This window comes from Pseudonocardia sp. KRD291, from assembly GCF_019263595.1.
GTDB lineage: Bacteria > Actinomycetota > Actinomycetes > Mycobacteriales > Pseudonocardiaceae > Pseudonocardia.
Genome location: NZ_JADQDD010000235.1, coordinates 1 through 10,078, shown reverse-complemented (window position 1 = coordinate 10,078; position 10,078 = coordinate 1). Strand labels below are relative to the sequence as shown.

At 73.3% G+C, this 10,078-nt stretch carries 10 protein-coding genes; 4 read left to right on the top strand and 6 right to left on the bottom strand.

The window, feature by feature from the left end; genetic code table 11:
* Nucleotides 1–167: 167 nt before the first annotated feature.
* Together I4I78_RS24905 and I4I78_RS24900 are read right to left on the bottom strand one after the other, a co-directional pair.
* Entirely contained in the window at nucleotides 168–779 is a 612-nt protein-coding gene (locus I4I78_RS24905) for a hypothetical protein (protein WP_218613919.1), read from the bottom strand.
* Nucleotides 780–783: 4 nt separating this feature from the next.
* The gene (locus tag I4I78_RS24900) at nucleotides 784–2,064 is read right to left on the bottom strand and encodes a hypothetical protein (RefSeq protein WP_218613918.1); all 1,281 of its coding nucleotides are present in this window, start codon (nucleotides 2,062–2,064) and stop codon (nucleotides 784–786) included.
* A 163-nt stretch (nucleotides 2,065–2,227) separates the two neighbouring features.
* On the opposite strand from I4I78_RS24900, the gene I4I78_RS24895 reads away from it, so the two are divergent.
* Nucleotides 2,228–2,941, top strand: a complete 714-nt coding sequence (locus I4I78_RS24895) for a glycoside hydrolase family 16 protein (protein ID WP_218613917.1) — start codon at nucleotides 2,228–2,230, stop codon at nucleotides 2,939–2,941.
* Nucleotides 2,942–3,017: 76 nt separating this feature from the next.
* On the top strand, nucleotides 3,018–3,953 hold the full coding sequence (locus I4I78_RS24890) for a family 16 glycosylhydrolase (protein ID WP_218613916.1): 936 nt from the start codon (nucleotides 3,018–3,020) through the stop codon (nucleotides 3,951–3,953).
* 176 nt (nucleotides 3,954–4,129) lie between these two features.
* On the opposite strand, the gene I4I78_RS24885 is transcribed toward I4I78_RS24890, so the two are convergent.
* Entirely contained in the window at nucleotides 4,130–5,563 is a 1,434-nt protein-coding gene (locus I4I78_RS24885) for an NCS2 family permease (RefSeq protein ID WP_218613915.1), read from the bottom strand.
* Nucleotides 5,564–5,604: 41 nt separating this feature from the next.
* On the opposite strand from I4I78_RS24885, the gene I4I78_RS24880 reads away from it, so the two are divergent.
* Nucleotides 5,605–5,871, top strand: coding sequence for a DUF2530 domain-containing protein (locus I4I78_RS24880; RefSeq protein WP_218613914.1), 267 nt, complete (start codon nucleotides 5,605–5,607; stop codon nucleotides 5,869–5,871).
* A 3-nt stretch (nucleotides 5,872–5,874) separates the two neighbouring features.
* Here I4I78_RS24880 and I4I78_RS24875 read toward each other — a convergent pair whose 3' ends face one another.
* Nucleotides 5,875–7,476: an alkaline phosphatase gene (locus tag I4I78_RS24875; RefSeq protein WP_218613913.1), complete on the bottom strand. Its 1,602-nt coding sequence runs from the start codon at nucleotides 7,474–7,476 to the stop codon at nucleotides 5,875–5,877.
* Between the two features lie 129 nt (nucleotides 7,477–7,605).
* On the opposite strand from I4I78_RS24875, the gene I4I78_RS24870 reads away from it, so the two are divergent.
* Nucleotides 7,606–8,352, top strand: coding sequence for an SDR family NAD(P)-dependent oxidoreductase (locus I4I78_RS24870; RefSeq protein WP_218613912.1), 747 nt, complete (start codon nucleotides 7,606–7,608; stop codon nucleotides 8,350–8,352).
* 27 nt (nucleotides 8,353–8,379) lie between these two features.
* On the opposite strand, the gene I4I78_RS24865 is transcribed toward I4I78_RS24870, so the two are convergent.
* Nucleotides 8,380–8,610 (bottom strand): hypothetical protein, encoded by a 231-nt coding sequence (locus I4I78_RS24865; RefSeq protein ID WP_218613911.1) that lies wholly within the window; start codon nucleotides 8,608–8,610, stop codon nucleotides 8,380–8,382.
* Between the two features lie 56 nt (nucleotides 8,611–8,666).
* Nucleotides 8,667–9,836, bottom strand: a complete 1,170-nt coding sequence (locus I4I78_RS24860) for an Ig-like domain-containing protein (RefSeq protein ID WP_218613910.1) — start codon at nucleotides 9,834–9,836, stop codon at nucleotides 8,667–8,669.
* Nucleotides 9,837–10,078: the final 242 nt, after the last annotated feature.

The window sequence follows — 10,078 nt, the reverse complement described above, 5'->3', positions numbered from 1 at the left end:
TCGGCGCGGCGCCGATCCCGGGTGGGCTCGCCGTGTCGCCGGGTTCCACCCCCATCAGCTGCCCGGCCGGCCCGACCACCAGGACCAGGACGGTGACGCCCTTGGCCAGCAGTTTCTTGATGAGCTCCTGCAGCTCGTCGGCATTCATGGTCTCGCGCTCCTGGGTCTCAGCCGTCGCCCGCGGGGAGCGCGGGGGTGTCGGCGGTGTCGGGGGTCTCCGCCACGACCAGCCAGCGGCCGTCGGGCTGGCGGTGGACGACGATCTGGGTGCGCAGACGCGCGGCGCGGACGGGCTCACCGGGTGCGCCGGTCGACGTCCGGACGGCGCCGAGGTAGGCCCGCCGGGTCCCGTCCGGGGCGGTCGCGGACGGCGTCAGCGCCTCCACGACGGCGACCCGTCGGGCCCCGGGCGGGGGCGCGTCCAGGACGGGCACGCCCACTACCGCAGGCGGGCTGCCCGGCTCGGCGTAGCGCACGGCGTCGCGCCGGGTCCGGCCCGCGTCGCCGGGGGCGGCCCCGTAGGCGGCGACCAGGTAGGCGCGGGCGACGGCGTCCGGCTCGGCGGGCACGGCGTACCCGACGGCCGCCGGCTCGTCGCCGCGGTCGATGTCCGGACCGCCCAGGGCAGCACGGTCCTCGGAGCTGAGCACCGGCTCCGGGCGGTCGGCGCCGCCGAGCAGCCAGACCGTCCCGCCGACGGCGGCGAGCACCAGCACGAGCGAGAGCAGGACCGGGAGATGGCGGGTCGCGCGGCGGCATGTCAGGGGGCGGCGGCTCACGGGGTCACTCCGCGAAGCTGACGTGCACGTGGTCGTAGTGACCGCCGGTCGGGTCCTTCGTGTCGTAGACGCCGCCCCCGGTGTAGCGGCGGCCCCAGCCGCTGCCGTCGCCCTTCACCGAGGGGTCCCAGTACCGGCCCTGCCAGATCAGGTACCGCACCTTCAGCGGCGCGGCGTTGGCCTCGAACCAGTGCGCGATCTCCCACCCGTGGTCGAGGTCGGTACCCTTCGGGAACGTGCCCGCGGTACCCGGGAACAGGTCGCATGCGCGTCCCTTCGGATGGTCGCTGCTCGGGTTCCAGGCGTGCTCGTCCCAGCAGCCCGCCTTCTGCACCACCGGCCCGCCGTCCAGGCCCCCGAACACCAGCTCGGCCGCCTCGAGCCCGTGCCGGGTCGCGCCGGTCAGGCAGCCCTCCCCGCGCGTGGGGTCGGGCGGTGCGCAGGACGTCTTCCCGCCCGTCCACGCGGCGGCCGGAGCCGACAGCGACGGCTTCTGCGGGACGCCCGGCTTCTGCTCGGCCGCCTGCTCGCGGCCGGCCTCCGGCTTCTGTGCCGCGCCGGCCTTCTCCGCCGTGCCCGGCTCCGATGCGGTGGCGGGCTTCTGCGAGCTCTTCCGGTCCGCGGCGGGCCCGGGTCGCTGCACCCCACGCGGCGCCGCGTCGTCGGGGCTTTCCCGGTCGTCGGAGGGTGTGGCGCCGGAGGGCGTGGCGCCGGTCGGGTCGCCGCCCGCGGAGAACTGGGTCAGGTTCGCGTGTACCGCGTCGAGGTAGCGCCGGACCGCGCCGCTGCACGCCTGCGAGCAGCCGGCCTCGCCGGCGGCGGGGACCCCCGTCGCGCTGCCGGTCACCCGCCGGCACCCGGCGATGTGGCAGACCAGCATCGCGTCGAGCACCGAGGTCTGTTTCGGGTTCGTGGCCAGGTGCCCGGCGACCGCGCGCAGGGTGGAGCACATCCACGGCACCGCGATCCGCAGGTGCGCCGACGGATCGGTGACGTCCGGGTCCGGCCACGCCTTCCCGCCGGCCGCGGTCCACGTCCGCTCCCCGAGCTGGAACAGCCCGAGCGCGTCGCCGGTACGCAGGTCCGGGTCCCAGCCCGACTCCGCCTCGACCTGCGCGACGACCCACACCGGGGGCAGCTCCGGGCAGTAGTCCGCGGTCAGCTCCTCGATCTCGGGCAGCGACTCCCGCGCCGGCGCGGGGACGGCGGCGACGTCGACGCCGGAGGTGGAGCTCTCCGGCTCGTCGCCCTGAGCCGGTGCCGCCCCGAACAGCAGTACGGCCACGATCGCCAGCAGCGCCCCCGCGAGCGCGACGGTCGTCGGCCGGGACGCGGGCGGCGCCGGGGGCGGAACCGATGCAGGATCGGGGGATGGGACGACGAACGGCACAGGCACTCCCGCGAACGGAACCGGCACTCCCGCGAACGGCACCGGCGGTGGTGCCGGCGTGAGCACCGGACAGGGCACGACCGCGGCCGAGGCGCACGGCTGGGGCAACCCCGTCCGTGCCGACGACTTCACCGGCGGCACCGAGGGCTGGAGCATCTACGACGGCCCCGGTCACGGGGGCAACGGCCGCCGCACACCGGACGCGGTCAGCATCCAGGACGGGGTCCTGACGATCACCGGCGACTCCGAGGGGAACACGGCCGGCATGGCCTGGAACCCGGGCCAGAAGTACGGCCGGTGGGAGGGCAGGGTGAAGGCGCCGGAGTCCGACCCGTCGTACAACGCACTGCTGCTGCTCTGGCCGGACGCGGAGAACTTCCCCGAGGGCGGCGAGGTCGACTTCATGGAGATGATGGACCCCAGCCGCCAGAAGACGAACCTGTTCCTGCACTACGGCGCGGACAACTCCCAGGTCAGCGGCGACGTGGAGATCGACGGGACGCAGTGGCACAACTGGGCCGTCGAGTGGACCCCGGACCACATCGCCGCGTTCGTCGACGGCAAGCAGTGGTGGAAGACCACCGACACCTCCATCCTGCCGCCGGGCCCGATGCACCTGTGCATCCAGCTGGACTGGTTCCCGAAGGGCGACGGGGCCACGGAGTCGACGATGCAGGTCGACTGGGTCAAGCAGTACGCGATCGACGGCGCGTCCTCCGGCGGCGAGCAGGCGGAGGGCGGCGGGCAGCAGGAGCAGGCAGAGGGCGGCTGATCCTCTCAGCGTGGGCACAGGCGCGTCTGGCTAGCTTGTGCCGGGTCCACACGAAACGCCTGCGAGGGGAGACCGCGTGTCCCAGGCACCCGAGACGACGCGCGCGACCCCGCCGGACCCCGACGAGGCCCCGGGCCCGCGCCGACGTCCGCTGATGACCGCCCTGACCCTGCTCGCCGTGCTGGCGCTGGGCGCCGTGCTGGGGATCGCGGTCACCCACGACCCGTCCGGGTCCTCGCGGGAGGCGCCGGCGCCGGCGCCGGCGCCGGCCGCACCCGCCGCGCCGAAGGGGATGAACGACCAGCTCCGCCCGGACAGCGCCGCCGCGCTGGACCCGGCCAACCGGTCGGACACCGAGGCCGCGGTCAAGAACGACTGGCCGATGATCGCGAACGACGAGTTCGACGGCACCTCCCTCAACCGCGACCTGTGGAGCCCCTACACCGGGGAGACCACCGGCGGCGTCGGGCGGCACAAGGCGGAGAACCTCTCGGTCGGCGACGGCAAGCTCACCCTGACCAGCCGTGGCAAGACCTCGGCCGGGCTGGCCTGGCGCGAGGGCCAGCAGTACGGACGCTGGGAGGTCCGCGCCAAGACGAACAAGGGCAGCGGCTACGGCGACGTCATCCTGCTCTGGCCGGACGCCGAGGACTGGCCCGAGGGCGGCGAGATCAACTTCATGGAGGTCCCGAAGGGGGACCGCACGGAGACGCACGTGATCGTCCATTACGGCGAGGACAACAGCCAGGTCGGCAAGACGATCACCGGTGACTTCACGCAGTGGCACAACTACGCCACCGAGTGGACCCCGGACCACGTGGCCGGGTTCATCGACGGCAAGGAGGTCTTCCGGAGCACCGACCGCGACGTCGTCCCGCCGCGCCCGATGCACCTGGCCATGCAGCAGGACATCGGCCCCTACGGCGACGACTGGATCCCGGCCCTGGACGAACGTTCGCCGGAGACACTGGACTTCCAGATCGACTGGGTCCGGATCTACGGGCTGCAGTAGCGACCCCTCCGGCGTCCGTCTCGGCGGCCGGGCTCCGGAACGGGAGAAGGCCCCGGCCCTGTAGGGCCGGGGCCTTCTCTGTCCCGAACTGACGCGCCGCTCCCACCACGAAGCGACGTGCATAGGTTAGCCTCACCTTCGCCGAACGATCAAGGCCCCCGGCGCCGTGTCCCGTGTCACACGAACAGCGAGCGGAGCGGGCCCACCGCGAAGTAGCCGACGAACGCGACGGCGACCACCCACATCAGCGGGTGCACCGTCCGCGCACGCCCGGTCGCCGCGGCCAGCACGACGTAGCTGATGAACCCGGCGCCGATCCCGTTCGCGATCGAGTACGTGAACGGCATGACGACCACGGTCAGGAACGCCGGGATCGCGATCCGCAGGTCGGACAGGTCGATCGCGGTGATCTGGCGGAACATCATCGCGCCGATCACGACCAGCGCGGGCGCCGCCGCCTCGACCGGCACGATCGCGTAGAGCGGCGTGAAGAACATCGCGGCCAGGAACAGCACGCCGGTGAGCAGGTTCGCCAGGCCGGTCCGGGCGCCCTCGGCGACACCGGCGGCGGACTCGACGAACAGCGTGTTCGACGAGGCCGAGCCGACACCGCCCGCCACCGCGCCCGCGCCCTCGACGACCAGTGCCTTGCCGACGTTCGGCAGCTTCCCGTCCCTGTCGGCCAGGCCGGCCTGCTGGCCGAGTCCGGTCAGCGTGCCCATCGCGTCGAAGAAGTTCGCCAGCACCAGCGTGAAGATCAGCAGCACGACAGTGACCAGGTCCAGACGGGAGAACGCGCCGAGGGAGACGTTGCCGACCAGCGACAGGTCCGGCAGCCCGACGACGGTGTCCGGCAGCGTCGGGACCGACAGCGACCAGCCCTTCGGGTTCGTGCCCGCCGAGGGCCCGACCCGGAAGAGCGCCTCGACCACGATCGCGATCACGGTGTTCGCCACGACGCCGATCAGGATCGCCGCCCGCACGCCTCGCGCGACCAGCACGCCCATGATCAGCAGGCCGAGCACGAACACGGCCGTCGGCCAGGACGCGATCGAGCCGTCGATGCCCAGCGAGACCGGCACCGTCGTGTTCGCCGCGTCCGGCAGCCGGCGCACGAACCCGGCGTCGACCAGCCCGATCATCGCGATGAACGCGCCGATGCCGACCGCGATCGCCGTCTTGAGCTCGGACGGGACGGCGTTGAACACCGCCGTCCGGAAACCGGTCACCGCCAGCAGCACGATGATCACGCCGTCGATGACGACCAGGCCCATCGCCTCCGGCCAGCTCATCAGCGGCGCGATCGTGACCGCGAGCAGCGTGTTGATGCCCAGGCCGGTGGCGATCGCGAACGGGTAGTTCGCGATCACTCCGAACAGGATCGTCATCACGCCCGCGACCAGCGCCGTGACGGCCGCGACCTGCGCGATCGGCAGGAAACCGCCGAGCGCGTCGACCTTGGCCGACGGGTCGGTGGCGCTGATCGATCCGAGGATCAGCGGATTGAGCACGATGATGTAGGCCATCGCCATGAACGTGACCAGTCCCCCGCGCAGCTCTCGGGAGATGGTGGATCCGCGGGCGGTGACGCCGAACAGACGCTCGATCACGCGCACACCCTAGACACCGACCGCTGCCCTAGGCTGACCTCGTGACGGATCCGCCCCTGCTTCCACCCCGATGGGCCGAGTCGCCTCCGGTGATCGGCGGGGGGACGGCGCTCTGGGCACTGGGCGCCGTTGCCGCACTGCTCGTCTCGCTGACCTCGGGAACACCGCTCGGTGAGGTGTTCTGGACGTGTGTGGCCGGGGTCGGGGTCGGGCTGTTCGGCGTCTCGGTGTTCACCTGGCAGCGCGCCTCGGCCCGTCGCGGGTCGCGGTCGGCGCAGACCGGCATCGAGGGCGGCCGCGCCGACTGACGATCACCCCGGGACGACGCCGGGGCGCCCGTCCTCCACCGCCCAGACGGCGCGGGTGGAGATCGTCCCGCCGGGCTTCTCGACCCGGTCCAGCACCCGGAACGAGCTGCGCCACTCGGTCGGGGTGAGGTCGACTCGCACGTAGCCGCGCTGGTCGTTGACGAACTTCAGGGTCGGCGTCGCCTCCTGGTACCCGCGGATCTGGTCGGTCAGGTCGGCGCCGTCGCCCTTGCTGGTGATCGACGTCCCGACGAACTCGGAGCCGACGACCGGCGAGCCCGGCTGCTCGAACGAGCGCAGCAGGTCCCCGGCGTAGTTCTGGTGCCGGTCCCCGGTGATCACGACCAGGTTCCGGACGTCCCGGTCGGCGGCCGCGCCGAGGACCCGGTTGCGGTCGGCGACGTAGCCGTCCCACGGGTCGGTGTTGACCTTGGCCGCGGGCCCGGGGTCGGAGTCGGTCAGCCCCATCGGCGCCTGGTTGCCCAGCACCTGCCAGCGGGCGCGGGAGCGGGAGAAGCCGTCGAGCAGCCAGTCCCGCTGCGGGGCGCCGAGGATGGTCCGCTTCTCGTCGAAGCGCTCGACGCAGTCGGCGGTCTCGGTGTCGCCGCAGGCCTGGTCGTCGCGGTACTGCCGGGTGTCGAGCATCGTGAAGTCGGCCAGCGTGCCGTAGGACAGGCGCCGGAACAGGCGCATGTCCGGGCCCTTCGGCGTCTGCGCAGCGCGCAGCGGCAGGTGCTCGTAGTAGGCCTGGAACGCCGCGGCCCGCCGGGCCCGGAACACCGCGCGGTCCTGGTCGGGCTCGGTGTCGGCCTGCGAGATGTCGGAGGCCCAGTTGTTCTCGACCTCGTGGTCGTCGAACACGGCGATCCAGGGGAAGCGGGCGTGCGCGGCCCGCAGCGGCGACTCGGACTTGTAGAGCCCGTAGCGGCAGCGGTAGCCGGCGAGGTCCATCGGCTCCTTCGCCGCGCTCGGCGGGGCGGCCTGGCCGCGCTTGGTCTCGGTGATGTCGCCCTCGTAGAGGTAGTCGCCGAGGAACACGACCAGGTCCAGGTCCTCGCGCGCCATGTGGTCGTAGGCGGTGTAGAAGCCGTCGGCCCAGTTCTGGCAGGACGCGAACGCGAAGGCCAGCGACGACGGCGTGTCCCCCGGCCGCGGGGTCGTGCGGGTGCGACCGACCGGCGAGAGCGCCCCGCCGGGGCCGAGCACCTTGAACCGGTAGAAGTACTCGCGGTCCGGCGCCAGGCCGTTGACCTCGGGGTGTACGGCGTGCGCGAGCGCGGGGGTGGCGAGCACCTGCCCGCGGCGGACCACCGTGCGCATCTGCTCGTCGGTGGCGACCTCCCAGGCCACCGGCACCGGACGGTCGGGCATGCCGCCGCGCCCGTCGGCGGCCAGCGGGTCCGGCGCGAGCCGGGTCCAGAGCACCACCGAGTCGGCGGCCGGGTCACCGGAGGCGACGCCGAGCGTGAAGGGGTCTCCCGCGCGCACCGGCCTCGGGGCCGCGCTCGCCGCACCCGCGTCCCAGGCCCCGGTGCCCAACAGCACGGCCGCCGCGCCCGCGCCCGTCCATCCGAGGAAGCCCCGCCGCCCGATCGTGTGTCCCATGATCGTGACGCTCTGTGGTCGAGATGGCCGTCCGTCGACATCCGGGTGACCCGCGACCGGGCGGCCTGGTGAACTTCCCCCCGCCCGGTGGGCCCGGCAGCTCCGCGCCGGCTCTCCTAGGCTGGTCGCATGGCTTCCCCGAACGACCGTCCGACCGCCGTCGTCACCGGCGCGAGCTCCGGGATCGGCGCCTCGACCGCGCGTGCACTGGGCGCGGCCGGGTTCCACGTGGTGCTCGGCGCCCGTCGCGTCGAGAAGTGCGAACAGATCGCGAAGGAGATCGACGGCACCGCGCTCGCCCTGGACGTCACCGACGCCGACTCGGTCGCCGCGTTCACCGGGGCCGTCCCCGAGTGCCGGCTGCTGGTCAACAACGCCGGCGGCGCGAAGGGCCTGGCGCCCGTCGCCGAGGCCGACGAGGACGACTGGCGCTGGATGTGGGAGACGAACGTGATGGGCACGCTGCGCCTGACCAAGGCGCTGCTGCCGAAGCTCGACGCGTCCGGTGACGGGCACATCATCACCGTCACCTCGATCGCGGCGCTCGAGCCCTACGACAACGGTGCCGGCTACACCGGGGCCAAGCACGCGCAGGCGATGCTGCACCGGACGCTGCGCGGGGAGCTGCTGGGCCGCCCGATCCGGGTCACCGAGATCCTGCCCGGCATGGTCGAGACCGACTTCTCGCTCGTCCGGTTCAAGGGCGACGAGCAGAAGGCGGCGAAGGTCTATGCGGGCATCACGCCGCTGACCCCGGACGACGTCGCGGAGACGATCACGTTCGCGGCGACCCGGCCCTCGCACGTCAACCTGGACCAGATCGTGCTCAAGCCGCGCGCGCAGGCCTCCGGCAGCCGGGCGTACCGGGAGGGCTGAGCACCTGCGTCAGGCCCGCGGCAGCGCCTACAGGGTCTCCTCGGAGCGCCGATTCTGCTCCGCGTCGTCGCCGGGCTCGTCGCCGGACACGGCACCGGCGATGCGCTCCTCGGACTCGCGCAGGATCGCCTCGGCGCCGTCCCGCGCGTCGCCGCTGGTCGGCGCCCCCGCCTCCTCCTCGGGCAGCGGGGTCGCGCGGCTGGCGGCGTGCTCGTCGGCGGCCTGCTGTCCCTCGGGGCCCACGGTTCGATCGCTCATCCCCGCGCATACCCGGCACGCCGACGGGCGAACCGCCCCGCCGGTCACAGAGCCGGTCAGAGGGCCGAGAGCTGCTGCCACTTCTCCCAGCTCAGCGTCCAGTCCCAGACGTCGCCGTCCTTCGGCGAGAGCGCGACCGGAGTTCCGGTGACCTCGACCGGGTCGCCGTAGAGCGCGGTGTCGTAGTAGGCCTTCGCGTCGGCGAGCGAGAGGTTGACGCAGCCGTGCGTCACGTTGGAGGAGCCCTGCGCCCCGGACGAGGCCGGGTTGGCGTGGATGAACTCGCCGTTGTTGCTCATCCGGACCGCCCACTTCTCCATCACGTCGTAGCCGTACTGCGCGCTCACCATCCGCTTGTCGGTGAACTTCTCGGTGACCACGTGGATGCCGGAGCGGGTGTTGCGGTTCGGGTCGGAGCCGAGCCCGTAGCTGGCCGGGTAGCTCCCGACCTGCTTGCCGTCACGCTCCACGACCATCCCGAACGACCGGGTGTCGGCCTTCACGACCTGCTTGCGCCCGATCGTGAACGAGCTGGTCAGGTCGGACTGGCCGTAGTCCCCGCCGCCGTAGGCGATGCCGTAGAGCGGGGCGTCCACGGTGACCTTCGTGTTCGCCGGCCAGTACTCCTTGGGCCGCCAGTGCACCCGGGAACCGCCGTTCTCGTCCGGCAGCCAGCCCCACGCCCCCTCGACGTCGCGCGAGGTCGTGACCTTCAGCCGGCGCTCGACGGCGGCCCGGTCGTCGACGTGGGTGTCGAACTGGATCTCGATCGGGGCCGCGACGCCGACGGTCCGGTCGTCGCCGATGTTCAGCGTGCCGCGCACCTCCTGCGAGGGCTTCACGGTCGCGACCGTGCCCTGCAGCGGGACCGCCCGGCCGTCCGGCCCGGTCGCTCGGCCGGACCAGGTGTAGGTGGTGGCGTAGTCGAGCGGCTCGGACGCCGTCCACGCGGTGCGCTCGGCGTTCAGCGCCCCCGCGACCGGTTCCCCGTCCGGGCCGTCCAGGGCGACCTGGTCCAGGGTGCCGCCGGTCGCGCGGACCGCGACCGGCGCGGTCGGGTTCAGCGCGGTGGCGCCGGCGGCCGGTTCGTAGCTCACCGCCGCGTCCGGGCCGTCCGGGGCGGGTGCCGCGGAGTCCAGGCCGGACCGGCCGCTCGCCGTCGCCACGGCGGTGACCACGCCCAGCACCCCGATGATCGCCACCGCCACGATCAGCAGCCGTCGCATGTCTCAGCATCCCCCACAGATCGTGCGTCCCCCTGCTCGGACGGTCGGGACCGCCGGAGGTTGCCCGCACGAACGAGCGAACGCGGTCGCCGACGGTACGCGGGACGCGCGGCCTCCACCCGGCGGATGTCGGGGCCGCCACCCGCCCGGCGGGTCAGAGCGCGCAGCCGACCAGCACGGGTTCCGGGTGCAGCGTCACGCCGAACCGCCCGGCGACGCCGTCGCGGACCTCGCGGGCCAGC

Bases quoted from the DNA above. Each gene is read 5' to 3' on its own strand.
- I4I78_RS24875 (WP_218613913.1), bottom strand. From the start codon at position 7,476: ATGGGACACACGATCGGGCGGCGGGGCTTCCTCGGATGGACGGGCGCG.
- I4I78_RS24870 (WP_218613912.1), top strand. From the start codon at position 7,606: ATGGCTTCCCCGAACGACCGTCCGACCGCCGTCGTCACCGGCGCGAGC.
- I4I78_RS24865 (WP_218613911.1), bottom strand. From the start codon at position 8,610: ATGAGCGATCGAACCGTGGGCCCCGAGGGACAGCAGGCCGCCGACGAG.
- I4I78_RS24860 (WP_218613910.1), bottom strand. From the start codon at position 9,836: ATGCGACGGCTGCTGATCGTGGCGGTGGCGATCATCGGGGTGCTGGGC.